Consider the following 26,961-nt stretch of genomic DNA (forward strand, 5'->3'; position numbering starts at 1 on the left):
TACCCTTTAACCAAGGACTCTTATGTCGCGTCGTATCTCCCCCGTCATACCCGGCTTCGGGCTGACGCTGGGCTACACCGTGGTGTACCTCAGCCTGATCGTACTCATCCCCCTGGCGGCGATGTTTGTACACGCCGCTCAACTCACCTGGGATCAGTTCTGGAATATCATTTCCGCACCTCGGGTACTGGCGGCCTTGAAGCTGAGCTTCAGCACCGCGCTGTACGCCGCGCTGATCAACGGTGTGATCGGCACGCTGCTGGCCTGGGTGCTGGTTCGCTACACCTTCCCCGGGCGCAAGGTCATCGACGCGATGATCGACCTGCCGTTCGCCCTGCCCACCGCCGTCGCCGGTATCGCGCTGACGGCGCTGTACGCGCCCAACGGCCTGGTCGGCCAGTTTGCCGCCGACCTGGGTTTCAAGATCGCCTACACCCCCCTGGGTATCACCCTGGCGCTGACCTTCGTCACGTTGCCCTTCGTGGTGCGCACGGTGCAGCCGGTGCTGGCCGATATCCCCCGGGAAATCGAAGAGGCCGCCGCCTGCCTCGGCGCCAAGCCGTTGCAGGTGTTCCGCTACATCCTCGTGCCGGCATTGTTGCCCGCCTGGCTGACCGGCTTCGCCCTGGCGTTTGCCCGAGGCGTGGGTGAGTACGGGTCGGTGATCTTCATCGCTGGCAACATGCCGATGAAAACCGAAATCCTGCCACTGCTGATCATGGTCAAGCTCGACCAATACGACTACCGCGGCGCCACCTCCATTGGTGTGCTGATGCTGGTGGTGTCCTTTGTCTTGCTGCTGCTGATCAACTTGTTGCAGCGGCGCATCGAACGTCCATAAGGAGGCGCGGAACATGTCCCAATCGTCTATTTCCGCCGCGTCCTCGGCCAACGCCGCCCGCCGTGGCAGCGCGACCTCGCGACGTATCCTGATCGGCCTTGGCTGGCTGGTATTTGTGCTGTTCCTGCTGCTGCCGTTGCTGGTGGTGGTGTCCCAGGGCTTGAAGAACGGCCTCGGCACGTTCTTCACCGCAATCCTTGAACCGGACGCGCTGTCGGCGCTGAAACTCACGGTGATCGCCGTGCTGATTTCGGTGCCGCTCAACCTGGTATTCGGCGTCAGCGCCGCCTGGTGCGTGAGCAAGTACTCGTTCCGCGGCAAGAGCATTTTGGTCACGCTGATCGACCTGCCGTTCTCGGTCTCGCCGGTGATCGCCGGCCTGGTATACGTGTTGATGTTCGGCGCCCAGGGCTTCTTCGGGCCGTGGTTGCAAGACCATGACATCCAGATCGTGTTCGCCCTGCCGGGCATCGTGCTGGCGACCATCTTCGTCACCGTGCCGTTCGTGGCCCGTGAGCTGATCCCGCTGATGCAGGAGCAGGGCACCCAGGAAGAAGAAGCCGCACGCCTGCTGGGCGCCAATGGCTGGCAGATGTTCTGGCATGTCACCGTGCCGAACATCAAATGGGGCCTGATCTACGGCGTGGTGCTGTGTACGGCGCGGGCCATGGGGGAGTTCGGCGCGGTGTCGGTGGTGTCCGGCCACATTCGCGGCGTCACCAACACGCTGCCGCTGCATGTCGAGATTCTCTACAACGAATACAACCACGTTGCCGCGTTTGCGGTGGCCAGCCTGTTGCTGATCCTGGCGCTCTTCATCCTGCTGCTCAAGCAGTGGAGCGAGAACCGAATCAACCGCCTGCGCAACAGCGCGGGTGAGGAATAAGTCATGTCGATCGAAGTCCGTAATGTCAGCAAGAACTTCAACGCCTTCAAGGCCCTGGACAGCATCAACCTGGATATCCAGAGTGGCGAGCTGGTGGCGTTGCTGGGCCCGTCCGGCTGTGGCAAGACTACGTTGCTGCGCATCATTGCCGGCCTGGAAACCCCGGATGCCGGCAGCATTGTGTTCCATGGCGAAGACGTTTCCGGCCACGATGTGCGTGATCGCAACGTTGGGTTTGTGTTCCAGCACTACGCGCTGTTTCGCCACATGACCGTGTTCGACAACGTCGCTTTCGGCCTGCGCATGAAGCCGAAAAACCAACGCCCCAGCGAAAGCCAGATCGCGAGCAAGGTTCATGAGCTGCTGAACATGGTGCAGCTTGATTGGTTGTCCGACCGTTACCCCGAACAACTCTCCGGTGGCCAGCGCCAGCGTATCGCCCTGGCCCGCGCCCTGGCGGTGGAGCCCAAGGTGTTGCTGCTCGACGAACCCTTCGGCGCCCTCGACGCCAAGGTGCGTAAAGAACTGCGCCGCTGGCTGGCGCGCCTGCACGAAGACATCAACCTGACTTCGGTCTTCGTGACCCACGACCAGGAAGAGGCCATGGAAGTCGCCGACCGTATCGTGGTGATGAACAAGGGCGTGATCGAGCAGATCGGTTCACCGGGCGACGTCTACGAAAACCCGGCCAGCGACTTTGTGTACCACTTCCTGGGTGACTCCAACCGCTTGCACCTGGGTGACGACCAGCACGTGCTGTTCCGCCCTCACGAAGTGTCGCTGTCGCGCCATGAGCTGGAGGATCACCATGCGGCGCAGGTGCGGGATATCCGGCCGTTGGGTGCGACCACGCGGGTTACGCTCAAGGTTGAGGGCCAAAACGAACTGATCGAGGCCGAAGTGGTGAAAGACCACGACAGCCTCACCGGCCTGGCGCGGGGCGAGACCCTGTTCTTCAAACCCAAAACCTGAGCCCAACACAATACCCCTGTGGGAGCCGGGCTTGCCCGCGATGGCGATGTGTCAGTCGACGGTTATGCCAGCTGATCCACCGCCATCGCGGGCAAGCCCGGCTCCCACATTGGGTCTTCAGTACCTGTTAGACCGTGGCGTTTTTCCCGCGTACCGCCACCGGCCCCGAACGCTCTTCAATCTGCCGCTTGAGGTCCTGCCGCAACCCCAGCAAAAACGCCAACTCCGCCACCACAAACAACGGCCCCACGATCAGCCCCGACACATCGTCCACAAACGCAGGCTTTCTGCCTTCGTAGTAATGCCCGACGAACTGAATCACCCAGCCCACCACAAACATGCCCACGCCGCTGCTCAGCCACACCGCCGTGCTTTGCGCCGCCAGCACATGCCCGGCCCACACCGACAAGCCCATCAGCACCGTCATCAACACGCCCAAGGCCAGTTCCAGGCGCAGGTAAAACCACGCCGAAAACAACGCCAGCAGCACCGCAGGTGATAGCCACAGCCCGCCCACCGACCACTCGGGGCGCGACAGCAGCACGGCCACCGCCACCACAATCAGCGGGATACCGATGAAGTGGCTGGCGATGTTGCGTGGGTCGCGGTGGTATGCGGCGTATTGACTGAGGTGGTCGACGAGGCTTTTCATTGTTGTTCCTCCTGTAGGATGTTTGATCATGCCCTGTCAGCCTGTACCTAACTGTCAACTGGGCGACAATCTTCGGAGTTCGCATGGACACAGGGACATGGCACGCGCAATTGGCTCGCGGTCATTGGTTCAGCCATTTGCCGCCTGACTTGCAGCGTAGCCTGCTGGAGGCAGCGCGGTTGCGTGTGCTGACGGCGGGGCAGTACCTGTTCAAGCGAGGTGACCCGCCGTGCGGCGTGTATGCGGTGCTGGAAGGCACGGTGCGCATCAGTGCGGTCAGTGCCCAAGGCAAGGAAGCGGTGTTGAGCCTGGTGGAAACGCCCTACTGGTTCGGCGAGATCTGCCTGTTCGACAACCTGCCGCGCACCCACGATGCCCTGGCCACGGGCGCATGCAGGCTGTTGCAGGTGCCGCAGGCGGCGATGCTCGGCATTCTCGAACAGCATCCGCTGTTCTGGCGGGAGATGGCCCTGTTGATGAGCCATAAACTGCGGCTGTCGTTGATCAATATCGAACAGATAAGCCTGATGCCCGCCTCAAAGCGCCTGGCCCATCGGTTGCTGATGATTGCCCAAGGCTACGGCGAAGTGGAGCAGGCGCGCCGCGTGCTGCACCTGCCCCAGGAGGATCTGGCGGCAATGCTGGGCCTGTCGCGCCAGACCATCAACAGTCTGCTCAAGGCGCTGGAGCAACAGGGCATTATCGGCTTGAGTTACGGCGCCATCGAGATATGCGACCTCAACGGGCTGCAGCTGGCCGCGGGCCTATGAACCGCGATAGGTGGAGAAGCCGTAAGGGCTGAGCAGCAGCGGGATGTGGTAGTGCTGGTCGGCCTGCTTGACCTGGAAAATCACCGGCACCTCGGGGAAGAACGTCTCGCGGTTAGCCTTCTTGTAGTAATCGCCGGTCTTGAACACCACGCGGTACTCGCCCGGCTGCAGGCTGCGGTTGGCCGGGAACAGCTCGGCGATGCGGCCTTGCTGGTTGGTGACACCTTCAGACAGCGACTGCCATTTATCGCCCACGTGCTGTTCCAGGGTGACATTGACCCCGGCGCTTGGCAGGCCATTTTCCAGGTTGAGTACGTGCACGCTCAGCGGGTTGCCGTCGGCCAGGGCCAGGTTGCACAGGCCGCTCAGGCTTAGTGCGGCAAGGGTCATGCTCAAGGTTTTCATCGCGAAGTCCTTTTGAGGGAAGTGGAATCAAGGGGTGATTTTCAAGCCCAGTTGCTCGGCGGCCTGCACGGCGCAGGCTTCATCCTGCGCGGCGCCACCGGCACCGGCGATGCCTAGGGCACCGACCAGTTCGGCGTCGGCAAACAGCGGCACGCCACCGCCGAGCAACAGCAACTCGGGCAAGCTGTTGAGGTTGGCGGCCTCGGGGTTATTACGCGCCCGTTCGGCAAACAGCCGGGTCGGGGTTTTTGTCGACAGCGCCGTGTACGCCTTGCGTTGGCTGGCGAGGCTGTTGTGCGGGCCGACACCGTCAGCGCGCAGGCCCAGCAACAGGTTGCCACCGCGGTCGAGTACGGTCAGCGCAGCGGTGCAGTGAGCCAGGCTGGCGTCGGCCAGTTGGCGAGCGGTGTGCAGATCCAACTCGGCGTGGCGTGGCAATTGTGGCGCCGCCTGGGCGGCGGTGGCCACGGCGAGGCTCAAGAACAAGGCAGTGCGGTACATAGTGAGGGCTCCAGAAAGCAGGCCGTCACGGTAACCAGCGGATGCGGACAAAAGCCGCACAATTGGATGACAGGTTTGTAATCAAACTCAGGGAGTTTTGGTGGTTGTACTGGCCTCATCGCAGGCAAGCGCCACATGATGTGAACCCATTCCCCTGTGGGAGCTGGCTTGCCTGCGATGAGGCCCTTGCTACTGCAACCCGTCGCGAAACTGCCCCGGCGTCATCCCCGTCCAGCGCTTGAACGCACGATTGAAACTGCTGGTATCGGCAAACCCCAGCAAATGGCTGATCTCGGCCAATGAGCACTGCGGGTCGCGCAGGTGCAATAACGCCAGGTTTTGCCGGCACTCGTTAAGCAAGGCGTCAAACCGACACCCTTCATCGGCCAAGTGCCTTTGCAGGCTGCGCAGGCTCAAGTGCAGCGCTTGTGCAATGCGTTCGGCACTCGGCTCGCCGTCTGGCAATTGCGCCTCAATAGCGGCGCGCACCTTGCGTTCCCAGGTCAGCGGTTGCAGTTGGGCGAGGGTGCGCTTGAGCACGGTTTCGTTGTGTTCGGCCAGCTCCGGGTTGGCATCGTCCAGGTGGCTGTCGAAGTCGCTGGCGGCGAACTCCAGGCGGTCTTCGTCGGCGGCAAAGAATACTGGCGAGCGAAATACCGTATGCCATGGCTTGGGGTCGGCAGGTTCCGGGCGCCGTAGGTAAACGGCCAGCGGCGCATAGTCACGCCCGAGGCGGTTGCGGCAGGTGCGCACATAGATCGCCGCAAAGGCATCGATCGCTTCCGGCGCGGGCGCGGGGCTGCCTGGGGGTTGGAGCAGGCGAAAACGGTAGACGTCGCCGTGGCGGCTCAGCTCCAGGTCCAGGGCATCACTGACCACTTGGTGATAGCGCACGATGCGCTCGAACACCTCGCGCAAGCTGCCGCTGGCCACCAATGCGTAACCCAGCGCATGAAAGGTGGTGGGGCTGACAAACCGCGACACCCGCAACCCAATCGCCGGGTCGCCACTGGCCTCTACCGCCAGCGCCCATAAGCGCGTAGTGGCCGACAACCGATAGCGGGCGTTGGGGTCGTCCATCTGCTGCGGGTCCAGCCCGGCTTCGGCGCACAGCGCGGCGCTGTCGAGGCCCAGGGCGTCGAGCTGCTTGCGCAGGGCGCGGGTCCAGCTGGCGAGGGAAGTGGGTTCGGTCATGGCAATTGGCGCTTGTGGTCAACAGATTGGCGTGCGCGGCTAGCGTCCTGCGCTAGGGTTAGGTGCAGGATTCAGGCATCACTTCACAAGAGAATGGAAGCATGGACGGTACTTCTGCAAGCCCCCAGCCGTTGAACGCACAACAGCGTTCGGCGCATATCCGCGAGGTGGTGATGGCCGAGGGCGTGCGCCTGCGCCAGCGGCACCCCTGGTTGTTGCATCAGGACACGCTGGGCGCGGGCATCCTGGCCTTTGCCTTGTTAGGCATGCTCGGCTCGGCGGCGCTCTATATCAGCGGTCACATGGCCTGGTGGGTGTGCCTGCTGCTCAATGCGTTCTTCGCCTCGCTCACTCACGAGCTGGAACACGACCTGATCCACAGCATGTACTTTCGCAAACAGCGCGTGCCCCACAATTTGATGATGGGCCTGGTGTGGCTGGCGCGCCCGAGCACCATCAACCCGTGGATACGCAGGCATCTGCACCTCAACCATCACAAGGTTTCGGGCACCGAGGCCGATATGGAAGAGCGCGCGATCACCAATGGCGAACCCTGGGGCATCGCGCGGTTGCTGATGGTGGGGGACAACATGATGTCGGCCTTGATCCGCCTGTTGCGCGCCAAGACCTGGCCGCACAGGTTCAGCATCCTCAAGCGCGTGCTGCTGGTGTACGCACCGCTGGCCTTGCTGCATTGGGGCGCGTGGTACGTCTTCCTGGGCTTTCATGCCGCCAATGGGATTGCCAGTTTGATGGGCGCGCCCATTCAGTGGTCAGCTGGTACCTTGCAGGTGATGCAGGTGATCGATATCGCTGCGGTGGTGATCATCGGCCCGAACGTGTTGCGCACCTTCTGCCTGCACTTTGTCAGCTCCAACATGCATTACTACGGCGATGTGGAGCTGGGCAATGTGATCCAGCAAACCCAAGTGCTGAACCCCTGGTGGCTGTGGCCGTTGCAGGCGTTCTGCTTCAACTTCGGCAGCACCCATGGCATCCATCACTTTGTGGTGAAAGAGCCGTTTTACATCCGCCAGATGACCACCAAGGTGGCGCATAAGGTCATGGCCGAGATGGGTGTGCGCTTCAATGATTTGGGCACCTTTGCCCGCGCCAACCGCTTCGAGCGACGTGAGCAGGCACACAGCGATTTAGCTCACCTCAGCAGGCAATAAACGCCAGGGGCAAATCGCGAATCTGTTCGCGCACGGGCGGTTGGTAGTGGTCATCGCTGATCAACTCGTGCAGCAGTTCTTCGCGCAGTTGGTGGAATTCAAAGCTGCTGCGCTGGCGTGGATGGGGCAGGGCGATGTCGACTATTTGCTTGATGCGCCCGGGCCTGGGCTCCATCACCACCACACGGTCGGCCAGGAAAATCGCCTCTTCCACATCGTGGGTCACCAGCACCGTGGTGATCCTGGCGCGGGCACGAATCGCCAGCAGTTCATCCTGCATCTGCTGGCGAGTCAGCGCGTCGAGGGCGCCGAAGGGCTCGTCCAGCAACAGGATGCGCGGGCTGGCCACCAGGCCGCGGGCAATCGCCACCCGTTGCGCCATGCCGCCGGAGAGTTGGTGGGGGTAGGCACGGGTGAAGTCGGTAAGGCCCACCAGCTCGATAAAATCGTTGATGCGCCGCGTGCGCTCGGCCTCGCTCAGCGGCTCGTTGACCAAGCCCAAGCCGATGTTTTGCGCCACGGTCAGCCACGGAAACAGACGGTGCTCCTGGAACACAATGCCGCGTTCGCCGCCGATGCCGCTGACGGCGTTGCCATCCACCCGGATCTCGCCGCGAAACTGCGTATCGAGCCCTACCAGCAGGCGCAGCAGGGTCGACTTGCCGCAACCGCTGGCGCCGACAATCGCGACGAATTCCCCTTCGGCCACCTCCAAGTTGAATTCACGGATGGCTTCCAGTTCGAAGCCATCGACGTCGAAGGACTTGCCCACGTGGTTGAAGCTGACAATCGGTGCGTTCATGCGTGTCTCCAGCGAGTGGCGCGGGTTTCGAGGCGTTGGCCGAGCAGGTTGAGGGTGGCGCCGGTGAGGCCGACCAGCAGCATGCCGCTCATGATCAGGTCCATGCGCAGCAGCTGTTGGGCACCGATCATCAGGCTGCCGATGCCGCCATTGGAGGGCATGAAGTATTCGGCGCCGAGGGTGCCCATCCACGCGTAGATCAGGCTCAGGCGCAGGCCGGCGAAAATCCCCGACGCGGCACCCGGCAGCACCAGGCGGCGCAGGCGTTGCCAGAGGTTCAGGCGCAGCACCTGCGCGGCTTCGCGCAGTTGGGGTGACAGGTTGAGCACGCTGCGCTGGGTGGCAATAAACAACGGGAAGAAGGCGGCGAGGGCGATAAACACCCACTTGGCCAACTCACCCAGGCCGAACCAGGCGGTCAACAGCGGCACCCAGGCGAAAATGGCAATCTGGCGCAGCGCGGACAAGGTCGGGCCGAGCAGTCGCTCACTGCGCCGCGACAACCCCAGCCACAGGCCCACGGCAAAGCCCAGGCTGCCGCCGAGCAGCAAGCCGCCCAGGGCTCGGCCCAGGCTTTTGCCCAGGGCTGTGGTCAGGCTGCCATCCAGTGCGCCGGCCAGGGTGGTTTGCAGCACGGTCCAGGGGCTGACCAGAATGTTCGGGTCTACCCAGCCCTGTTGCGTCGCTGCCTGCCACAGCGCCAACAACAGCAAGGGTAACAACCAGGGCTGCAGGCGTTGCCAGCCTTCATAGCGTGGCCCGCGGCGGATCTGCGCGGTGGCAGGGTGGGGCCAGTGCACCCACTTGCGATCCAGCCAGCCGATGCCGCGGTCCATCACCACACCCAGCACGCCAATGACCACGATGCACACGAAGACGATATCGAGCATGAACAACTGGCGCGCCCACACCATCAGGTAGCCGATGCCTTCGCTGGAGGCCAACAACTCCACGGCCAGCAAGGAAGTCCAGCCGGCCCCCAGGGCCAGACGCACGCCGGCCATGAACGCCGGCAGTGCGGCGGGCAGGACCAGACGGCGGATCAGCAAGTGGCCAGGCAGGCGCAGCACCCGGGCAGCTTCGCGCAGGTTGGGCTGGGCATCGCGCACGCCCACCAGGGTATGCAGGGTCACGGGCACCACGATGGCCTTGACCAGCACCACCAGTTTGAGGGTTTCGCCAATGCCGAAAAACACCATGAACAGCGGGATCCAGGCCAGGGTCGGCACTTGAGCCAGGGCGCTGAAGGTCGGGAATACCAAGCGCTCGGCGCGCGCACTGAAGCCCAGGAACGCACCCAGTATCGCGCCGGCACTGATACCGGCCAGCAGGCCCCAGAACAGGCGCTGCAAGCTGATCGCCAGATGGCTCCATAACTCGCCGCCGGCCAACTCCACCGCGCTGCTCCACACCAGGGCGGGGGTGGGCAGAATCTGCTCGCTCATCCAATGATTGCGGCTGGCCAGCCACCATAAGGCAAACAGCGTGAGTGGCAGCAGCCACGGCAATAAACGCTGGCCCAGCTGCGGCCAGCGCGGCGCGATGCCTTTGGGCGGGGCCGCCAGCGGCAGGCTCAGAAGTGAAATCCGGGCCATGGAAGACCTCCGAATGCGTTATGTGATTTCGATCTTACAAAAGCGTGATCAAGATGATTGTGAGATAAGAAAAGTCATTTAAAGCCTCACACCGCCACGCATCCAATGCATTCGAAGAATATTTTCGATGCTGTTTGTGCATACCCCGCTGGAGGCTGCGGGTTAGCTTGCATAGTTCTAAAAGCTATTAAATTGTGAATTTATAGTATTTAAAGTTTTGTTCAGTCTGTGCCTACTTTTTGCTCCCCAGGCGACCGTCGCCCACCAGGAGCTGCGCTTATGAAACTGCCCTTTAAACGTCTGATCAGCCTGTTCGTCGGCACTGCCCTGGCCGGGTTGGTGCATGCCGCCGACCTCAAGGAAATCCGCATTGCGGTGCCCGACCTCAGTGCCGGCAGCCAGCACAGCGGCGGTGGCATCACCGACGTGTTGCGTGAACAGCAGATCTTTGAAAAAGCCTTTGCCGACCAAGGCATCCAGATCCAGTGGAATTACTTCAAGGGCGCCGGCCCGGTGATCAACGAAGCGTTCGCCAACGGCCAGGTGGACCTGGCCTATCTGGGCGACCTGGCGGCGATCATCGGCCGCTCCAATGGCCTGGACACGCGGCTGCTCAGCGCCTCCGCACGGGGAGTGAAACACTACCTCGGCGTGGTGCCGGGCTCCGGCATCAAGACCTTGCAAGACCTCAAGGGCAAGCGCGTGGCGGTGTTCCGTGGCACGGCCAGCCAGTTGTCGTTCGACAGCGCTTTGGCCAGCCAGGGCTTGAGCGAGAAGGACCTGAAGGTGATCAACCTGGACTTCAACGCGGCCGCTGCCGCCCTGGCCGCCAAGCAGATTGACGCCACCTGGGGCGGTTCCACCCTGACGGCGTTGCAGGCCAAAGGCTTGGCAGAGATACCGCTGACCACCAAAGACCTGGGCGATGCCGGCAGCATCCAGGCCGTGCTGGTGGGCAGCGCCAAATTCGTCGATGAACACCCAGACGCTGTGGCCACGTTGCTCAAGGCTCAGCAGCAAGCGGTGCAGTGGTTGACCGATGACAACAACAAACAGGCGTACATCGCACTGGTGTCAGGGCTGGCCAGTTACCCGCCGGTGATCCTCACCAATGATTTGAAAGACCAGAAACTCAGCGAAGTTTTCCCCTCCACGCTGGACCCGGTGTTCCTTGGCAAATTGCAGGATGCGGTGGACTTGGCGTCCAGGGAGAAGTTGATTCGCAAGTCGTTTCAGGTGAGTGATTGGGTGGCGCCTGGGCTGGTGGCGGCAGGGCTCTGAGCTTGTCGGTGCCTGGGCTATCGCTATCGCAGGCAAGCCAGCTCCCACACACTTGAATGTGTACACCGCTCAAATGTGGGAGCTGGCTTACCTGCGATGAGGCCCGTCAAACCGCCACACTCACCTGCTGACTATCCACCTCCACCAAGGTCTCAATCATCGCCTTCGCCGCCGGCGACAACCGCGACCCCGTGCGGCTGACAATCCCGCAGCGTGCACTCAGGGTGTCCATGTGCTGCGGCAAGTTGCGCCAGTGCAGCAGTACCAACGCCCCCCTGGCAATGTCCTCGGCAAACGCTTCTTCAGTGCCGACACCGATGGCATTGGTTTGCAGCACGATGCTCACCAGCGCCGGGAAGTGCTCGGTCTGGATGCTCGGTGAAAAATCCATACGCCCACTCAGGTTGGCCAACAGCTTGCGAATGCCTTGGGAAATCAGCGGCGCCGCCAGCGGGTAGTCGAACATATCGTTGGTCGACAGGCTGTCCTTGGCCAACAACGGGTGCCCAGGGCGGCAGAAAAACACCCCGCGTTTGGGGGTGAGTGCGCGGGTCTGGAAATTCGGGTCGGCCTCGAACTGACGAATGTCAGCGATAAAGAATTCGATCTCTTCACGGCTCAGGCGGCGGCTGAGGGTTTCCCAGTTATCCACCTGAAACGTGGTGCGGATTTTCGGGTGCGCGTTGATAAACCGCGCCACGGCATCCGGCACCAGTTTCACCGCGGGCGCCGGGCCGCAGCCGAAACGCAGGTCGCCGGCGTCCAGCTTGGTCATGCGCGTCACTTCACTGCTCAGCAGCGCTGCGCCATGCACCAGGCTCAGGGCGTGCTGCAACACCACCTGGCCTTCCGGCGTGGGGCGCAAGTCCTTGTGGCCACGGTCTACGAGCACGCAACCGAACTCCTGCTCCAGCCCCTGGATGCTGCGGCTGAACGCTGGTTGGGTGATGCCCATGGCGTCCGCGGCACGCACGAAACTGCGGTGTTCGTTGAGGGCGATGAAGTAGCGCAGTTGGCGAAGATCCATATGCTTTCCCGGCATTTTAAAAATAGGTCGAAGGCATTTGCGACCGAGCAAGCTGAGGTTTTAAATGCAAGCTCTTATTCCGTCAACGAAGCATTCATTCATTTGCTAGACCTAAATTGCATATGAATAGAGCGTTGCTGGAAGCGTCCCCCACCATTTCGCAGGCACATGAGGGTCATCACAATGAGCAACGCCGCATTAGCCGTTCAACCCATCGCCCACGCACTCGATATTCACCCGGTGGCCGGGCGAATCGGTGCCGAGATCCGTGGCATCAAACTGTCCGGTGAGCTGGATGCCGCCACCGTCGAAGCCATTCAGCAGGCGCTGGTGCAGTACAAGGTGATCTTCTTCCGCGAACAAACCCATCTTGATGACCAGAGCCAGGAAGCCTTTGCTCACCTGCTCGGTGAGCCGATTGCCCACCCGACGGTGCCGGTGCGGGACGGCACGCGCTTCTTGATGGAGTTGGATGGCACCCGTGGCCAGCGCGCCAATTCCTGGCACACCGACGTGACTTTCGTCGATGCGTACCCAAAGGCCTCGATCCTGCGTTCGGTGCTGGCGCCTGCTTCCGGTGGCGACACCGTATGGGCCAACACCGCCGCTGCCTACAACGACCTCAGCGTGGAACTGCGCGCATTGGCTGACCACCTGTGGGCAGTGCACAGCAACGAATACGACTATGCCGCCCGCAAGCCGGATGTGGCGGTGGAGAAGCTGGAGGAATACCGCAAGGTGTTCACCTCCACGGTGTACGAAACCGAACACCCGGTGGTGCGCGTGCACCCGGTCAGTGGTGAGAAAACCCTGCTGTTGGGGCACTTCGTCAAACGCCTGAAAGGCTACTCCCAGGCAGAGTCGGCGCAGTTGTTCAACCTGCTGCAAGGCCACGTCACTCGCCTGGAAAACACCGTGCGCTGGCGCTGGAACACCGGCGACGTGGCGATCTGGGATAACCGTGCCACCCAGCATTACGCGGTGGACGACTACGGCACCCAGGAGCGCATCGTGCGCCGGGTTACGCTCAAGGGGGATGTGCCGGTGGGGGTGCAGGGGCAATCAAGCAAAACCACTAAAGGTCTTTAATCTGAGTGAAGATTAAAAAATGTGGGAGCGTGGTGTTTACCAGACTCCGATCTTCACCACTTTCTCTGCCTCTGGTTCACCATAACGAAACCATTGCCCACGCAGTTCAACCTCCGTGTGGCTGATGGTGGTGCGCCGCTTCAAACCGCGCAGCCAGTCGAACAGATAACCCAGGTGCGTCTCGCGCACCTCGGCATAGGCAGGATCGCTGCCCAGGTCGTGCAGTTCTTGCGGGTCGTTTTCCAGGTCGAACAGTTGCGGGCGAAAGCCGTCGTACGCCAGGTACTTCCAGCGCTCGCTGCGCACCATGGTCATGCGGCAACGGTCGATGGGTTGCTCCAGGCGCTCGCGAGCGGGGGCCTGGAAGGCGTAGTCATATTCGGCAATGGCATAGCGGCGCCAGGTGGGTTGTGCGCCCTGCAGCAATGGAATCAATGAGCGGCCTTCCAGGCGATGGTCGGCGGCGGGCAATCCCAAGGCGTCGAGGAAGGTGGGCAGGGCGTCGATGGTTTCCACCAGGCGCTCGTCTACGGTGCCGCGGCTGATATCGGCGCTGGCACGCGGGTCGCGCACGATCAGCGGTACACCCACCGCAGGCTCCAGCAAGAATTCTTTTTCACCGAGGAAATGATCGCCGAGGAAGTCGCCGTGGTCGCTGGTGAACACGATCAGCGTGTCGTCCCAGCGGCCAGTGCTTTGCAGAAAATCGAACAGCCGCCCGAGTTGATCGTCGATCTGTTTGATCAGGCCCATGTAGGTCGGAATCACCGTGAGGCGCACCTCGTCACGGGAAAAATTCTGGCTCTCCTGGTGTTGGCGGAATGCCTGGTACGCCGGGTGATCGCTGGTGTGCTCAGGTTGAATCGGTGCCTGTACATGCTCGGTACCGTACAGCGCGTGATAAGGCGCCGGCGCGATGTAGGGCCAGTGCGGCTTGATATACGACAGGTGCAGGCACCAGGGCTGTTCACCTTGTTCGTCGATAAAGTCGATGGCGCGGTCGGTGGTGTAGACGGTCTCCGAATGTTCTTCGGCCACACGTGCGGGTTTGCCGGCGTTGCGCATGTGCCAGCCGCTGAGCACTTCGCCGTTCTCACCTTCGGCGGCGTTGGCCCATTCATGCCAAGGGTTGCTGCCGTGGTAGCCGTGATCACGCAAGTATTGAGTGTAGGGCGCGGACTCGCGCTTATCCTCGAACAGCGGGCTGTCGGGATAGATGCCGTCGTGACGCAGGTACGCGTCGAAGCCCACCTCATTGAGTGGCTCGGCCTGGGCACTGTCGGGGTCTATCTGCAGGCGCTGCAAGGCCTCAAGGTTCGGCGTGGCGTGGGTCTTGCCCACCAGGGCGGTGCGGATGCCGTGGGGGCGCAGGTAGTCGCCGATCGTCAGCTCTTCGAGCGGCAGCGGCACTGCATTCCACGCCACCTGATGGCTGCTGACATAGCGCCCGGTGTAGGCCGACATACGCGACGGGCCGCAGATGGTGCCTTGTGTATAGGCCCGACTGAAACGCACACCCGCGGCGGCCAGGCGGTCGATATTCGGTGTGTGCAAATGGGCATGGCCGTAGCAGGACAGGTAGTCGCGGCGCAGTTGGTCGCACATGATGTAGAGCACGTTGCGCACGGGTTTTGGTTCAGACATAGGAATTTACCGAACGGAGGACAGGTGGGTTTTTTCGCCGTTCGAGGGGCGCTCTGGCAAGTGCATTTGGGGACTGGGTTCTATGCATTAAGTGCATGGGTGTGGCTGCTGACGTCATCGCAGGCAAGCCAGCTCCCACAGTTGAAATGCATTTCCCTGTGGGAGCTGGCTTGCCTGCGATGACGGCCTGGCAGCAGACACATATCTACCTGGCACCCCGCGATCAAATGGTGGGAGCAGGCTTACCCGGCGAAGGACCTGATGTGAGCGGCCAGTCCTGCCAGCGCTTTATCCTCTGCCCTGGCCGCGTCATGGGAGGAGACATAGCCTTCATAACGCTCAAAATATTTGTCCTGGGTCGAGCTGATTTTTTGAAGGCGCTATCTTCCCCGGTCCCGTGCATCGGGAATAATTTGGCGTGCAGATGATCGACGCCATAACCCTCCAGAATCATGCCCGTTCTAGCCACACCTTTTAGCGCTTTGTCCAAAAGCTTCGCCGTCTTCTTGGCTGCGATGACCAAGTCACACAGCACGGTGTCCGGTTCGGCAAACGCATAGCTGCCGTGATGGGTTTTGGGGATAACCACACTGAACCCCGGCGTATTGGGAAATATGGAGAGAAAGGCCATGTGGGTCTGGTCTTCCCACAGGAGGTGGGAGGGTGCAGTACCGCGGGCAATGCTGCAAAAGATACAGTCCATCAAACGCGCTTCCTCGTGCGGGTCAAAAGGTTATAGACCCTCTTGTAGGTGATCTTTGTTATCTAATGATGACTTCACGCAGGTGACGGGCAGCCGCTTAGTCAGACCGCAAGATTTTCCAGCGCATAAGCATCCTCGTCCCTCTCATCAATCTCCTTGATCTGCTCAATCATCGCCTGCGCCAGCGGCGACAACCGATACCCTGCGCGGCTGACGATTCCGTAGCGGGTGTAGCGCTCCTCCAGGTTTTCGTCCAATCCCTCAATCTGCAAACACACCAGTTCGCCGCGAGCCATGTGCAGCACGTCGCTGTTGGCGCTGACGATGCCGATCGCGTCCGAGCGCAGTACCACGCCCATGAGGCTGTAGCCGTTTTCGCATTCCACATTGGGCTGGTAATCCGGCCGGCCGCTGAGGTCGACGATGACTTTGCGAAGGTTCGGCGGGCGGATGGTCACTGCCAGCGGGTAGCTCATCAGCTCGGCGGCGCTGACGCTGTTGTGCGCTGCCAAGGGGTGGCCGGCGCGGCAGCAGAAGTGCCAACGGCGCGGGCGCAGGCGGTGGGTGTGGTAGTCGGGGTTGGCTTCGAAGTGGCGGGTGTCGGCGACGAAGAATTCGAACTCTTCGCTGAGCAGGCGCTTGCCCAGGCTTTGCCAGTCGTCCACCTGGAACTGCACGCGGGCCTTGGGGTAGCGCCCGATAAAACTGCCGATGGCACGTGGGACTAACCCAGCTGCCGGCGCGGGGCCGCAACCGAAACGCAGTTCACCGGCTTCCAGGCCATTGAACTGGCTGATTTCGTTGGCCAGTTGTTGTGCGCCACTGACCAGGCGGCGTGCATGTTCGAGCAGCACCTGGCCTTGCTTGGTGGGCGCCAGGTCTTTGCGGCCACGGTCCACCAGTTGGCAGCCGGCACTGTGTTCCAGGGCCTGGATGCTACGGCTGAACGCCGACTGCGACAGGTTCACCGCTGCGGCTGCCGCGACGAAACTGCGCTGTTCGGCGAGGGCGATGAAGTGGCGAAGCTGGCGCAAGTCGATATGCATTTTTCACATCAAAAATATCCGGGAAATGCATTGGCTATGCATTACGTCGACTCCTTATAAAGGCTATCTCTTATGCAGTAAATGTTCGTAAAAACATAAATAAATAACCTTTGGGAATATGAGGCGACGAGTATTCCGGGGTTCTGGAGCCGCTTATGAGTCTGTTCAAGTCCTTGCCCCTGGCGATGTTGGTGGCCGGCAGTACCAGTTGGTCGCCGGCCCAGGCCGCTGAAACCCCCGCGCCTGCCGGCAAGGGCGAAAGCGCCAGTGGCCAACTGGAGACCGTCACGGTGACTGCCCGGCGGCGGACCGAAAGTGCCCAGGCCGTGCCGACGCCCATGAGCGTGGTCGGCGGCCAGGCCCTGGAAACCCAGCGGGTGTATCGCATCCAGGATTTGCAGCAACTGGTGCCCAGCGTCAACGTCGCCTATATGCATGCGCGCCAGTCCAGCGTGTCGATCCGTGGCCTGGGCAACAACCCGGCCAGCGATGGCCTGGAAGGCAGCGTGGGGCTGTATATCGACAACGTCTACCTCGGGCGTCCGGGCATGGCGGTGTTCGATCTGATGGACATCGAGCAGCTTGAGGTTTTGCGCGGTCCCCAGGGCACGTTGTTCGGCAAGAACACCACTGCCGGCGTGATCAATATCAGCACCCGCGCGCCGAGTTTTACCCCGGAGCGCAGTATCGAAACCTCCCTGGGCGAGGAAGGTTATTTCCAGACCAAGGGCACGATTTCCGGCCCCCTGACCGATGATCTGGCGGGGCGTTTCTCGGCCTATCGCACGCGCAGCGACGGCGACATCAAGAATGAACACGACGGCCATGATTTGAACGGCGGCTCCCGCCAGGGCTTTCGCGGGCAACTGCTGTACAAACCCAGCGAGGCCTTCAACCTGCGCTGGATCGGCGACTACAACGAAGAAGACTCCAGCGCCGGCACCCGCGTGCTGTACAGCACCGGGCCGACCATCAATGGCACCAACCTGTATCAATCCCGGGCCAACGCGGCAGGCGCCACCCTGGTGGACGGCACCCATCGCAAGGTCAACCTGGACAACGACCAGCACGTCACGGTGTTCCAGGGCGGTACGTCGCTGGAAGCCAACTGGACGCTGCCCAGCGACTTCACCCTGACCTCGGTGAGTTCGTACCGCTGGTGGAATTTCACCCCGCGCAACGATGACGGCCTCAACGTACCGGCGTCGTATAACGCCGGGGTTTCGGTGGAAGATAAGCAGTGGTCCCAGGAATTTCGCCTGGCGTCGCCCAGCGGTGGTTTCTTCGATTACGTGCTCGGCGCCTACTACTTCGGCTCCGACCTGGATAACAAATCCTTTGCCTACTACGGGCCCAAGGCCGATATCTGGAACGGCACGCCTGCCGGTGCGCTGAGCAACGTGAGCAGTGTGGGCAACGGGCATATCCGCACCGACAGCTTCGCGCTGTTCGCCCAAGGCACCTGGCACCTGACCGAGCGCCTGGATTTCACCGCCGGTGTGCGCGGCACCTATGAAGAAAAAAGCGCCTGGGTCACGCGCAATGCGCCAGTCGGTGGCGCGGCGGTCAGCGGGCCTGCCGCCACGGCGCGGCGTGGGCGTACCGGGGCCTATGATTCAGGCGACCTGTCGCAATACAGCGCCACGCCGTCGGGGCTGCTCAACCTCAGTTATCACTTCAACGAAAACCTGCTGGGCTACGCGACGCTGTCCCATGGCGAGAAATCCGGCGGTGTGAACCTGGCGGTGGGGTCTGCGCCGACAGCCGGAGCCGACTCGTTGCTGATTGGCACCGAGCGCGCCAACAACGCCGAGATGGGTTTCAAGAGCACGTTGTGGGACCGCCGCCTGCAGCTCAATGCCAACCTGTTCTGGACCCAGGTCAACGGCTACCAGACCAACGCCTACGACCAGGACAACCGCGTGCAGTACCTGACCAACGCCGGCTCGGTGCGCTCGCGGGGCGTGGAAGTGGAAAGCACCCTGGTGCCGATCAAGGGCCTGACCCTGAACATCAACGGCTCCTTCAATGACGTGACGTACCTGTCTTACAAGGATGCGCCATGCCCGCCGGAAACCAGCCTGCGTCCCGGTGCGCCGGCGTCCTGCGACTTGAGCGGCCATCAGGTAGTGGGCGCCTCCAAGTGGATCGCCAACGCCAACGGCGAGTACAAGTGGAACCTGGCGAACGGCTTCGAACCCTATGTCACCGCCAGCTACGCGTTCCGTTCCAAGGCGGTGGGCACGGTGGAAGATTCCGACTACGGGCAGATCCCGGCGTATGCGGTGGTCAACCTGTCTACCGGTTTGCGCGGCGACTATGACCAAGGGCAGTGGGATGTGTCGCTGTGGCTGAAAAACGCCTTCGACAAAACCTACTACACCACTCTGTGGACCGGCGGTAACGGCGGTTACGAGGGCTTGCTGGGCACGCCGCGCACCTTAGGCGTGACTGGGCGCTACGACTTCTAGGTCGGTGCGATAGGTGGCCGGGCTGAACACCCGCGTCACCAGCAGCATCGCCACTACCGTCACCGTCAGCACCACCCAGGCACTGACAAAGTTGCCGGTAAGCTCGCGCAGCCAGCCGGTCAGCCACGGCGAAATCGCATTGATCAAAAAGCCCACGCCTTGCACGAACGCCGCCAGTTGCCCCGCTTGGCGAGGGTCGCGATGGTGGTCGAGGGTCAGCAGCAGGCTCAGGGCGAAACAGGCGCCCAGGCCGAAGCCGCACAAGGCCACCCACAGGTGAGGATATTCCTGCGGCGCAATGATCAGGCCCAGGTAGCCAATGGTTTGCGCCAACAGGCTGATGCTGAGCAATGGGCGACGGTCGATACCGCGTTGCGCCAGCACTGGCATCAGCAGGGCGGCAGTCACCTGAAAAATCGTCATGAACGCCAGCAATGAACCGCTGGGCAGCATGCCCCAACCCAGTTGCTGATAGTAGGCGGGCAGCCACGCGACCATGCTCATGTAGCCGCAATTGACCAGGCCGAAATACAGCGCCAGCAGCCAGGCGCGGCGGTTGCGTAACCCTTTGAACGCAGGCGCCTGCTGTGGATTTCGCGCCGCGCCCAGCGGCAGCCAGGCCCACAGCAGCAGTGCCCCCAGCGCCGGCAGGAGCCACACACCCAATCCCGCCTGCCATTGCTCGAAATACGTGGCCACTACCGGGCTGAACAACGCCGCCAGCCCACCGCCGGCCATCAGCGAAGCTGAGTACACCCCCATCGCCACCGGCACGCGGTGATGGAATTCGCGCTTGATCATCGCCGGCACCAACGCCTGGATCAGCGCCACGCCCGCGCCGCCGAGCAGCGCGGTCACCAGCAGTGCCGAAGCCTGGCCCATCAGCCAGCGCGCCAGGCACGCCAGCAGAATCATCAACAAGCCCAGGGCGATGCCGCGACGCTCGCCCAGGCGCGCCTCCACGCGCACGCCGACCAGTGCCACCAACCCCATGCAGATCACCGGCAGGCTGGTGAGCAGGGCGCTGCTCTGAAAGCTCAGGCCGGTGGCCTGGCGAATCTCGCCGAGCAGCGGGCTGATGGAGCTGAGGATGGGGCGCAGGTTCAGGCCGAGCACCACCAGCAGGCCCCAGCCGGCGAGGGATTTATTCAGGCTCATGCAGGGTTTTCCACTGATGATACAGCGCAGTCATTGCGGCGTCGGGAAGGTGCTGGATGGGCAGGCGTTGCGCGCCGATAGGCAGGCCGACCTGTTGGCCAATGGCTGCGGTCGACAGGCCGTACGGCTCGGCCATTTCGTTGCTGGCGGCAAACACTACGCGTTCTACACCGCACAGGTACATGGCGCTCAAGCACATCGGGCAAGGCTGTCCGCTGGCATAGATCACGCACCCTTCCAGGCGTGCACCCAGCTGCCGGCTCGCTGCGCGAATTGCCAGCAGCTCGGCGTGGGCGGTGGGGTCCTGGGTCAGGTGGATCTCATTCACGGCTTCCACCAGCACTTCACCGTTGCGCGTCAGCACCGCACCGAAGGGGCGGCCACCTTGGGCGACGTTGGCGCGGGCCAAGGCGATAGCGCGTTGCAGGTGTGGTTGATCGTCGGTCATACAAGGCCCCCGGGCGCGATGAAAGGTGAAGTATGGTCAGCCACCGGGGTATGCTGAAATTAAATATAAACATGCCAATCAGTGGCAAACGCAATGGTGATGACGTTGTTCGACCCCGTGTTGTTGCGCAGCTTTGTCGCCGTGGTGGACTGCGGCAATTTTACCCGCGCCGCCGAGCGCCTGCATTTGACTCAATCCACCGTCAGCCAACAGATCCGCCGTCTGGAAGACGCAGTGGCCTGTCAGTTATTGGACCGCGATCAGCGCCGGGTAGTGGCCACCGCCGAGGGTGAGCGTCTGCTCGCGTATGCGCGCCGTATTCTCGCGTTGCACGACGAGGCCGCCGACGTGCTGATCAACCAGCAAAGCGACGGCGTGTTGCGCCTCGGCGTGCCGGAGGATTTCGCCGCCGAGCGCCTGATGCCGCTGCTATCGGCGTTTGTGGTGGCCTATCCACGGGTGCGACTGGAGGTCACCAGCGGGCTGGGCCCTGAATTGCAGCGCCAGTACCGGGGCGGTGAGTTCGATGTGTTGCTGGTCAAGCAGATGGGCGACAGCGACGACTGTGTGGCGTCGTGGCCGGAGCCCTTGTATTGGGTCGACAGCCTGAGCACGCCGGCGCTGGGCCGTGACCCGCTGCCGCTGGTGGCTTTCCCGGTGGGCGGCCTGTACCGCAACGACATGCTGCACCATCTTGAGCGTGCCGGTTGGCGTTGGCGCATCGGCTATTCCAGCGCCAGCCTGGCCAGTGTGTGCTCGGCGGTGGCGGCAGGCTTGGGCATCAGTTTATTGCCAGAACGGGTGTTGCAACCGGGCCATCGCATACTCGGCCCAGAAAGTGGCTTGCCAGCTGTTCATGGCGTGCGATTGGCCTTGTATGGTCGCAGTGGCTTGGGCGCAGCGGGCCAGAGTTTGTTGGATGAGTTGCTGGCGTTGTGTAGTGGAAACCCGCACTGAGCCATACCTTTGCTGAATATTTTGTATGCCTTTAGGGCATTGAAAAACGACGGCTTGAAGCCAGGCCACGTACCCCGTGGCTTTGGCGTTAACGGCTGTTTTATATATGCAATTTTGTTCTATTTATAACTTTAAAGATTACTTTAAGAGATAAGTGTCTGGCCCCGATGATTCAGCCCTCGACGGGCCTTCACGTAGGCCCCGTCGGTTTTTCAAAACCGCAGGGAGTGAATCAATGGGCAATGTCCAGACCGCCGCCAGTGCACCCGAGGCGCAGTGGCGCCAGGCACCGAGTGGTGAGTTGGTCGACCTTGGCCGGCCGCATCGCGCGCCGTTGGGGCAATTGCGCCTGCAGAAGACCCCGAAGCGTTTTTCCAGCCGCCGCGAAGGGGTTTTGCTCGGGTTGCTGGTGTTGGCGCTGCACGGTGCAGTGATCTATTGGGTGAGCCAGAAACCCACGCCGGTGCTGCCGATTGTGCCGCCGGAAATTCCACCGATGACCATCGAATTTTCCCAGCCGGCGCCGCCGGTGGTTGAACCGCCACCGCCTGTACCGCCACCACCGCCTCCGCCTGTGGTCGAGCCACCGCCGCCGGTGGTGGATGAGTTGGCGGCCAAGCCGGCGCCGCCCAAACCCATTGTGAAACCCAAGCCCAAGCCCGTGCCTAAACCTGAGCCCAAGCCGGCCCCCAAGGCCGTCGAGCAGCCACCTGCACCACCGACGCCAGCGCCACCTGCACCGCCCGCACCTGCGGCGCCAGAGCCGGTGACGCCTGCTTCGGCCAACGCCGCGTACCTGAAAAACCCGGCGCCGGAATACCCGTCACTGGCTCAGCGCCGCGGTTGGGAAGGCACGGTGTTGCTGCGCGTGCAGGTGCTGGCCAGCGGTAAACCGGGTGAGATCCAGGTGCAAAAAAGCAGCGGTCGCCAGCAGTTGGATGACGCGGCATTGGCAGCGGTGAAGCGCTGGAGTTTCGTGCCCGCCAAGCAGGGCGATGTGGCCCAGAACGGCTGGGTCAGCGTACCCATCGATTTCAAGATCCATTAACTATTCAGCGGCGCAGAGGGAAAACATCATGGCATTGGCATCTCCACTTGAATCCATCGAAAGCGCGGTGATCTGGCTGCTGGTGGCCTTTTCGGTCGCCACCTGGGGCCTGGCCTTGCTCAAGGGCGTGCAGTTCGGTCGCCTCAAGGCCCAGGATCGCAAGTTTCACAAACAGTTCTGGGCGGCATCGAGCCTCGACTCGGCCGCCGAACTCGCCGACACCCAGCCTGGCGCCGCCGCCCGTGTAGCCCAAGCTGGCTATGCCGCGATCCAGGTGGGCGATACCACCCACGCTGCGGATTTGAGCCAGGCGATCAATCACCAGGACCGCCTCGAACGCGCCCTGCGCCAGCAAATCGTGCGCGAGCGCCGCTCCCTGGAGACCGGCCTGGCCGTAGTTGCCAGTATCGGCAGCACCTCGCCGTTTATCGGCCTGTTTGGCACCGTGTGGGGCATCATGGAAGCGCTGAAGGGGATCAGCGCCGCCGGGTCCGCCAGCCTGGAAACCGTGGCAGGCCCGATCGGGGCGGCGCTGGTCGCGACCGGCGTGGGGATCGCCGTCGCGGTGCCTGCGGTGTTGGTCTACAACTATTTCCTGCGCCGCCTGAAGCTGACGGCGGCAGACCTGGATGACTTTGCCCACGACTTCTACAGCCTGGCGCAGAAGAACTCATTCCGCGTGCTGTTGCATCCGACACTGACCAAAGCCAGCGTCGCCAGCCCGCAAAAAGTGAAGGAGGCGTCCTGACATGGCCTTCTCCACGCAAGACAGTGATGAGGTGCTGAGCGAGATCAACGTCACGCCGCTGGTGGACGTGATGCTGGTGCTGCTGGTGGTGTTTATCGTCACCGCGCCGCTGTTGACCAACTCCATCCCGATCAACCTGCCCAAGACCCAGGCCGTAGCGCCGGTCGAGCAGAAAGACCCGCTGGTGGTGAGCATCGACGGCGCAGGCAAAGTGTTTATCAACAAGGACGCCATCCAGCCGGACCTGCTGGAGTTCAACCTGCAGGCGGCCAAGGCCAAGGACCCCGATGTACGGGTGCAACTGCAGGCCGATGACGGTGTGAATTATGGCGAAGTGGCGCGCGCCATGGCGTCGATCGAGCGCGCGGGGATTACCAAGTTGTCGGTGATCACCGCACGGTAGTTTCAAAAAATCTCGACAGTTTTTGGGCCGCTTTCCTTGGCAGGGTGCGGCCTTTTTTTATTTAAGGGTCAGGTATTTATGGATGTTGCACAGGAAAAGAATTTACATGTTTTTGAGTGTTTCCAAGCGTGCAATTCTGGACGACATGATTATGCTGGGCAGTGCATGGAGCAATTTAATTAATGGAGAAATTACATGCCTATACGGTTTCCTGTTCAGCTGGTAAACACGTTTGTAAATCCGCAGGTGTCAACTGATAAGCCTGTAGAAAATTCCCCGGTGGTGGTCTCTCCACCCTCCGGTTCACCACGTCTCAAACATCCTTCAGCCTGTAAGCCGCCAAGTTTGGTTGACTACCAGAGAAAATACGGTGCATCAAAAGGGGGGGAGTCTGCCGGCGTCTCCAGGGGGACGAACAACGGAAGTTCGACATTGAAGAAAAACGCTAATATAGAGTCTTATATTATTAAGCATTCTGGCGATTTTATAACCCCCGAAAAAGAAATTTCAACAATCTTGTCCGCAGCGATAAAGCAGCGCTGGGGATTGGATCTTGATCCCGATAAAACGTTTCTGGTTACATTTAAAGATAATGGGGAAGACGAAAAAGACGTCGTCGAAAAAATAACACTGACACAGGCGGCGCTGAAGAACAGGCAAGATGTAACGATTGAGGATAATGAGGGTTGGTTTCGAAAAATTGCCAAATATTTTTCTCCGGTAGTGTATGTTTACAATAAAATTGACGGCTGGGTCGAAGAGGCAAACAGTCGGCAAGGTATTTACCGGGAACCGAGTGCTCAGGGGGCTGCGCCTTATACTTCGGATACTCAGGTATCCATACCCGTTGATGATTTTAAAGCATTAGTCTGGGATACAGACCGGACTAAACTGTATAAAAATACCCTTGATAGCTTTTGGGACAAGCACAGCGGCTCATATACATCATTGAGTAAAATCTCTTTTGTTAAAGCGATCAATCTACAACGCTTGGAAGGCTCGCTTAAGCCTGCCGAGGCAGCACTCGCCCAGCGTGCGTTGGGGCCTGTTGCGCAAAAGGAATGGTCCGAGCTGACCGCCCAGGATTTTACAATGCCTGCGGTCAAGGACCCGGATCTGGATGTCGGTCTGCTGAGCATCAATGGCTTTCAGTCCACCGACTTGATGTGTGTGACCGACCGCAAAACCCAGCTCACATTGCTTTACATCCCTGGCAATTCCTCGCCGATCCATCGCTTCGACAATCCGGAACAAATGAAAACGTGGCTGGCCGAGCAAGCCAGGGATCCTGTAAAGCGTGAATCACTGTTGACGCATTTCTCCCTCAAGGACCAGGCCAGAAGGTCGTTTTCAGATGGTGTGCGTCAAACCTTGGAAGGGATGGCCAATTGGTCCGAAGCGCAGGCGGCAGGGAACGCGTTTCTTTCGGGGCTCAATGGCTGGGTGCCGGATCGTTTTATCACCGTTGAGCCATTAAGTGGCGATCCTTTTGAAGCGGTCAAGGTTCGGCAAAAAGAGCGTTCTTACTCGGATGCCGACAATGCCATTGTCAGCGATGGCGACTACACCAAGAACAAGATACTGCAGGGTGTGGAAGAGGCCACAAAGGTCGCAATGTTCATGACACCACTGGCGCTGGTCATGCCGGAAGTAGCCATAGGGCTGGATATTTTCTTCCTGGCTGCCGGGGTCACCCAGGCAGGCATCGGTATTGATGATGTCGTCAAAGGCAAAGCGACGGGGGCTGACCGTATCGTTTTTGGCGTATTGAACGCCGTGCCGCCATTAGCCACTCATGCGGGGGCGCCGCTTGCGAAGGTGCTGACAGAGCGGGTCTCCGGGGAGGGCATTGTTGCAGGGGGTGATATTGCAGCCCAGGCGCCCACTCAAGTCACCGAACAAGGGCGGCCAAACTTCAACCCGCCACGACGTGTCAATGGCCAGATAGGATACCCGATGAGCCCTGTTGCGCCTCCGAAGATCCTCGAGGAATTCACGATTCCGATGGACGATATCCATCAAATGTTCTTGCAAGACTACATGGTTTTTGTAGATCAGTACGGTACAAAAGTTACGTATGACGTAGAGGCACGCCTCTGGCGTGGGCTCAACGAGAACGGGCAAGTGAATGACATTTTTTATTGGCGTAAGGGGCAAGGAAAGTGGCTGAGTGGTACTAAAGCCGAGGCGACTGCCGGGAGTAAAAGTGCACCGGTTTCGACTATTAATAAAACACTGAAAGTACCGCCACTGCCGTCGCTGCCTTCCGCCGCTACAGAAGTGCCAAAAGTCATCCACTATTTTTGGGCAGGCAATGAGATGCCAGAGCATTTGCTCGAAAATATTATTGAGAACTCCAGGAAAAGCCCGGGGTATAAGTCTATCGTTCACGTGGATGCCAATAACGCTGGGGCCTTTCAGAAGATAAAATCCGCTCTGGATCACCGAGTGGGTGGGCTTGAAGTTCACGATTTGAAAGAAGAGGAGGCTTTTCGAGAACTCAATGCCGGCAAGTATGGGGAGATGTATCAGTATTTTCGCTCAGGACAAGGGCAGAATTTATCGGCCTCGTCTGACGTCATGCGCGTTGCGCTGATAAAAAAATACGGTGGTATTTATCTCGATACTGACGATGTTCTGACTAAGGGGGTAGGCGATGTCATGCTGAAAGCCACTCCAAATGATATTCTGATGAATTCGCCCGTTACTTACGCTGCCACGGACTTCAATGGGTTCAATACAAGTAATTTTGCTAGCCATCCCGACAATCCTTTGCTCGATACCCTTATGGAAGAATCTTATCAGCGATACAAGGCTAATGAATCCTGGTTGCAGGCAAATCGTCCGTTCCTGCCTGAGGAAGCGACAACCGCAGAGCAACAGGCTTATAAAGAGTATGAAACAAAGATTTTTGAAATAACCGGTCCGAGAATGTTTGGGGATGTGCTCGAACGAGAGAATTACGGTTTCTTTCCGATTGTCGATGAAATAAACGAGCTCTTGAATGCTCGTGTTCTCCTTCCCGAAAATTATGCAAAAAAATACACTGAGTTGAGAGATTATTATATGCCGATGAATCATAAGTTTGGGGTTTCTATCGGGGCGGAGCACTCCATGCAGCATTCTCGTTAATGCGGGTATAGGC

General features: G+C 60.7%; 24 protein-coding genes and 1 pseudogene. 13 read left to right on the forward strand and 12 right to left on the reverse strand.

Features of this window, described 5'->3' with window-relative positions; genetic code table 11:
• Positions 1-22 precede the first annotated feature (22 nt).
• Genes cysT through QK296_RS03100 form a run of 3 tightly spaced genes read left to right on the forward strand, consistent with a single transcriptional unit; the run spans position 23 to position 2,699 of the window.
• Entirely contained in the window at positions 23-841 is an 819-nt protein-coding gene (cysT, locus tag QK296_RS03090) for a sulfate ABC transporter permease subunit CysT (protein WP_003187564.1), read from the forward strand.
• Positions 842-854: 13 nt separating this feature from the next.
• Positions 855-1,727 (forward strand): sulfate ABC transporter permease subunit CysW, encoded by an 873-nt coding sequence (gene cysW, locus QK296_RS03095; protein WP_003187565.1) that lies wholly within the window; start codon positions 855-857, stop codon positions 1,725-1,727.
• A 3-nt stretch (positions 1,728-1,730) separates the two neighbouring features.
• Positions 1,731-2,699, forward strand: a complete 969-nt coding sequence (locus tag QK296_RS03100) for a sulfate ABC transporter ATP-binding protein (protein ID WP_094774325.1) — start codon at positions 1,731-1,733, stop codon at positions 2,697-2,699.
• A 127-nt stretch (positions 2,700-2,826) separates the two neighbouring features.
• On the opposite strand, the gene QK296_RS03105 is transcribed toward QK296_RS03100, so the two are convergent.
• A complete protein-coding gene (locus tag QK296_RS03105; protein WP_019819908.1) occupies positions 2,827-3,351 on the reverse strand; it encodes an Mpo1-like protein in 525 nt (174 codons plus the stop codon).
• 83 nt (positions 3,352-3,434) lie between these two features.
• On the opposite strand from QK296_RS03105, the gene QK296_RS03110 reads away from it, so the two are divergent.
• Entirely contained in the window at positions 3,435-4,121 is a 687-nt protein-coding gene (locus tag QK296_RS03110; protein WP_003187570.1) for a Crp/Fnr family transcriptional regulator, read from the forward strand.
• Here QK296_RS03110 and uraH read toward each other — a convergent pair.
• From uraH to QK296_RS03125, 3 genes are all read right to left on the reverse strand, one after another.
• The gene (uraH, locus tag QK296_RS03115; protein WP_032894191.1) at positions 4,116-4,526 is read right to left on the reverse strand and encodes a hydroxyisourate hydrolase; all 411 of its coding nucleotides are present in this window, start codon (positions 4,524-4,526) and stop codon (positions 4,116-4,118) included. The two genes, QK296_RS03110 and uraH, sit on opposite strands and share 6 nt — an antisense overlap.
• A 27-nt stretch (positions 4,527-4,553) precedes the next feature.
• A complete protein-coding gene (locus tag QK296_RS03120; RefSeq protein ID WP_032894190.1) occupies positions 4,554-5,027 on the reverse strand; it encodes a heme-binding protein in 474 nt (157 codons plus the stop codon).
• A gap of 189 nt (positions 5,028-5,216) precedes the next feature.
• Complete coding sequence (locus QK296_RS03125; protein ID WP_003187576.1) at positions 5,217-6,221, reverse strand: AraC family transcriptional regulator; 1,005 nt, start codon at positions 6,219-6,221, stop codon at positions 5,217-5,219.
• A gap of 101 nt (positions 6,222-6,322) precedes the next feature.
• Here QK296_RS03125 and QK296_RS03130 point away from each other — a divergent pair, with 101 nt between their 5' ends.
• The gene (locus QK296_RS03130; protein ID WP_169856439.1) at positions 6,323-7,396 is read left to right on the forward strand and encodes a fatty acid desaturase; all 1,074 of its coding nucleotides are present in this window, start codon (positions 6,323-6,325) and stop codon (positions 7,394-7,396) included.
• Here QK296_RS03130 and QK296_RS03135 read toward each other — a convergent pair.
• Positions 7,383-8,198, reverse strand: coding sequence for an ABC transporter ATP-binding protein (locus tag QK296_RS03135; RefSeq protein ID WP_098949864.1), 816 nt, complete (start codon positions 8,196-8,198; stop codon positions 7,383-7,385). The two genes, QK296_RS03130 and QK296_RS03135, sit on opposite strands and share 14 nt — an antisense overlap.
• Positions 8,195-9,793: an ABC transporter permease gene (locus QK296_RS03140; protein ID WP_169856440.1), complete on the reverse strand. Its 1,599-nt coding sequence runs from the start codon at positions 9,791-9,793 to the stop codon at positions 8,195-8,197. The genes QK296_RS03135 and QK296_RS03140 overlap by 4 nt, the downstream gene beginning before the upstream one ends.
• 279 nt (positions 9,794-10,072) lie before the next feature.
• Here QK296_RS03140 and QK296_RS03145 point away from each other — a divergent pair, with 279 nt between their 5' ends.
• Positions 10,073-11,074: an ABC transporter substrate-binding protein gene (locus tag QK296_RS03145; RefSeq protein ID WP_003187584.1), complete on the forward strand. Its 1,002-nt coding sequence runs from the start codon at positions 10,073-10,075 to the stop codon at positions 11,072-11,074.
• Positions 11,075-11,180: 106 nt separating this feature from the next.
• Here the strand turns inward: QK296_RS03145 and QK296_RS03150 are convergent, their stop codons facing one another.
• A complete protein-coding gene (locus QK296_RS03150; RefSeq protein ID WP_003187586.1) occupies positions 11,181-12,101 on the reverse strand; it encodes a LysR family transcriptional regulator in 921 nt (306 codons plus the stop codon).
• Positions 12,102-12,284: 183 nt separating this feature from the next.
• Here QK296_RS03150 and QK296_RS03155 point away from each other — a divergent pair, with 183 nt between their 5' ends.
• The gene (locus tag QK296_RS03155) at positions 12,285-13,190 is read left to right on the forward strand and encodes a TauD/TfdA family dioxygenase (protein WP_003187589.1); all 906 of its coding nucleotides are present in this window, start codon (positions 12,285-12,287) and stop codon (positions 13,188-13,190) included.
• A 36-nt stretch (positions 13,191-13,226) separates the two neighbouring features.
• Here the strand turns inward: QK296_RS03155 and QK296_RS03160 are convergent, their stop codons facing one another.
• The 3 genes and pseudogenes from QK296_RS03160 to QK296_RS03170 form a co-directional block, all read right to left on the reverse strand.
• Positions 13,227-14,834, reverse strand: coding sequence for an alkaline phosphatase family protein (locus QK296_RS03160; protein WP_282390589.1), 1,608 nt, complete (start codon positions 14,832-14,834; stop codon positions 13,227-13,229).
• Between the two features lie 242 nt (positions 14,835-15,076).
• Positions 15,077-15,537, reverse strand: a pseudogene (locus QK296_RS03165) (HIT family protein).
• A gap of 101 nt (positions 15,538-15,638) precedes the next feature.
• A complete protein-coding gene (locus tag QK296_RS03170) occupies positions 15,639-16,583 on the reverse strand; it encodes a LysR family transcriptional regulator (RefSeq protein WP_282390590.1) in 945 nt (314 codons plus the stop codon).
• 155 nt (positions 16,584-16,738) lie between these two features.
• Between QK296_RS03170 and QK296_RS03175 the strand changes: the two genes are divergently transcribed.
• Positions 16,739-19,054, forward strand: coding sequence for a TonB-dependent receptor (locus QK296_RS03175; RefSeq protein ID WP_282390591.1), 2,316 nt, complete (start codon positions 16,739-16,741; stop codon positions 19,052-19,054).
• On the opposite strand, the gene QK296_RS03180 is transcribed toward QK296_RS03175, so the two are convergent.
• Together QK296_RS03180 and QK296_RS03185 are read right to left on the reverse strand one after the other, a co-directional pair.
• On the reverse strand, positions 19,025-20,212 hold the full coding sequence (locus QK296_RS03180; RefSeq protein ID WP_003187597.1) for a CynX/NimT family MFS transporter: 1,188 nt from the start codon (positions 20,210-20,212) through the stop codon (positions 19,025-19,027). The genes QK296_RS03175 and QK296_RS03180 overlap by 30 nt on opposite strands.
• Positions 20,199-20,660, reverse strand: a complete 462-nt coding sequence (locus QK296_RS03185; RefSeq protein ID WP_057709527.1) for a nucleoside deaminase — start codon at positions 20,658-20,660, stop codon at positions 20,199-20,201. The genes QK296_RS03180 and QK296_RS03185 overlap by 14 nt, the downstream gene beginning before the upstream one ends.
• 105 nt (positions 20,661-20,765) lie before the next feature.
• Between QK296_RS03185 and QK296_RS03190 the strand changes: the two genes are divergently transcribed.
• The 5 genes from QK296_RS03190 to QK296_RS03210 all read left to right on the forward strand — a co-directional run bounded on the left by QK296_RS03190 (position 20,766) and on the right by QK296_RS03210 (position 26,948).
• Positions 20,766-21,617: a LysR substrate-binding domain-containing protein gene (locus QK296_RS03190; RefSeq protein WP_282390641.1), complete on the forward strand. Its 852-nt coding sequence runs from the start codon at positions 20,766-20,768 to the stop codon at positions 21,615-21,617.
• A gap of 235 nt (positions 21,618-21,852) precedes the next feature.
• Entirely contained in the window at positions 21,853-22,665 is an 813-nt protein-coding gene (locus QK296_RS03195; protein WP_003187602.1) for an energy transducer TonB, read from the forward strand.
• 25 nt (positions 22,666-22,690) lie between these two features.
• Entirely contained in the window at positions 22,691-23,413 is a 723-nt protein-coding gene (locus QK296_RS03200) for a MotA/TolQ/ExbB proton channel family protein (RefSeq protein ID WP_087149709.1), read from the forward strand.
• Between the two features lies 1 nt (position 23,414).
• On the forward strand, positions 23,415-23,816 hold the full coding sequence (locus QK296_RS03205) for a biopolymer transporter ExbD (RefSeq protein ID WP_003187607.1): 402 nt from the start codon (positions 23,415-23,417) through the stop codon (positions 23,814-23,816).
• Positions 23,817-24,011: 195 nt separating this feature from the next.
• Positions 24,012-26,948: a DUF6543 domain-containing protein gene (locus tag QK296_RS03210; protein WP_157255538.1), complete on the forward strand. Its 2,937-nt coding sequence runs from the start codon at positions 24,012-24,014 to the stop codon at positions 26,946-26,948.
• The last annotated feature ends 13 nt before the right edge of the window (positions 26,949-26,961 follow it).

The sequence above is a fragment of the Pseudomonas sp. AL10 genome (genome assembly GCF_029960685.1).
GTDB lineage: Bacteria > Pseudomonadota > Gammaproteobacteria > Pseudomonadales > Pseudomonadaceae > Aquipseudomonas > Aquipseudomonas lactis.

Excerpts from the sequence above, each read along its gene's own strand:
- cysT (WP_003187564.1), top strand. The coding sequence starts at position 23 with ATGTCGCGTCGTATCTCCCCCGTCATACCCGGCTTCGGGCTGACGCTG.
- cysW (WP_003187565.1), top strand. The coding sequence starts at position 855 with ATGTCCCAATCGTCTATTTCCGCCGCGTCCTCGGCCAACGCCGCCCGC.
- QK296_RS03100 (WP_094774325.1), top strand. The coding sequence starts at position 1,731 with ATGTCGATCGAAGTCCGTAATGTCAGCAAGAACTTCAACGCCTTCAAG.
- QK296_RS03105 (WP_019819908.1), bottom strand. The coding sequence starts at position 3,351 with ATGAAAAGCCTCGTCGACCACCTCAGTCAATACGCCGCATACCACCGC.
- QK296_RS03110 (WP_003187570.1), top strand. The coding sequence starts at position 3,435 with ATGGACACAGGGACATGGCACGCGCAATTGGCTCGCGGTCATTGGTTC.
- uraH (WP_032894191.1), bottom strand. The coding sequence starts at position 4,526 with ATGAAAACCTTGAGCATGACCCTTGCCGCACTAAGCCTGAGCGGCCTG.
- QK296_RS03120 (WP_032894190.1), bottom strand. The coding sequence starts at position 5,027 with ATGTACCGCACTGCCTTGTTCTTGAGCCTCGCCGTGGCCACCGCCGCC.
- QK296_RS03125 (WP_003187576.1), bottom strand. The coding sequence starts at position 6,221 with ATGACCGAACCCACTTCCCTCGCCAGCTGGACCCGCGCCCTGCGCAAG.
- QK296_RS03130 (WP_169856439.1), top strand. The coding sequence starts at position 6,323 with ATGGACGGTACTTCTGCAAGCCCCCAGCCGTTGAACGCACAACAGCGT.
- QK296_RS03135 (WP_098949864.1), bottom strand. The coding sequence starts at position 8,198 with ATGAACGCACCGATTGTCAGCTTCAACCACGTGGGCAAGTCCTTCGAC.
- QK296_RS03140 (WP_169856440.1), bottom strand. The coding sequence starts at position 9,793 with ATGGCCCGGATTTCACTTCTGAGCCTGCCGCTGGCGGCCCCGCCCAAA.
- QK296_RS03145 (WP_003187584.1), top strand. The coding sequence starts at position 10,073 with ATGAAACTGCCCTTTAAACGTCTGATCAGCCTGTTCGTCGGCACTGCC.
- QK296_RS03150 (WP_003187586.1), bottom strand. The coding sequence starts at position 12,101 with ATGGATCTTCGCCAACTGCGCTACTTCATCGCCCTCAACGAACACCGC.
- QK296_RS03155 (WP_003187589.1), top strand. The coding sequence starts at position 12,285 with ATGAGCAACGCCGCATTAGCCGTTCAACCCATCGCCCACGCACTCGAT.
- QK296_RS03160 (WP_282390589.1), bottom strand. The coding sequence starts at position 14,834 with ATGTCTGAACCAAAACCCGTGCGCAACGTGCTCTACATCATGTGCGAC.
- QK296_RS03170 (WP_282390590.1), bottom strand. The coding sequence starts at position 16,583 with ATGCATATCGACTTGCGCCAGCTTCGCCACTTCATCGCCCTCGCCGAA.
- QK296_RS03175 (WP_282390591.1), top strand. The coding sequence starts at position 16,739 with ATGAGTCTGTTCAAGTCCTTGCCCCTGGCGATGTTGGTGGCCGGCAGT.
- QK296_RS03180 (WP_003187597.1), bottom strand. The coding sequence starts at position 20,212 with ATGAGCCTGAATAAATCCCTCGCCGGCTGGGGCCTGCTGGTGGTGCTC.
- QK296_RS03185 (WP_057709527.1), bottom strand. The coding sequence starts at position 20,660 with ATGACCGACGATCAACCACACCTGCAACGCGCTATCGCCTTGGCCCGC.
- QK296_RS03195 (WP_003187602.1), top strand. The coding sequence starts at position 21,853 with ATGGGCAATGTCCAGACCGCCGCCAGTGCACCCGAGGCGCAGTGGCGC.
- QK296_RS03205 (WP_003187607.1), top strand. The coding sequence starts at position 23,415 with ATGGCCTTCTCCACGCAAGACAGTGATGAGGTGCTGAGCGAGATCAAC.
- QK296_RS03210 (WP_157255538.1), top strand. The coding sequence starts at position 24,012 with ATGCCTATACGGTTTCCTGTTCAGCTGGTAAACACGTTTGTAAATCCG.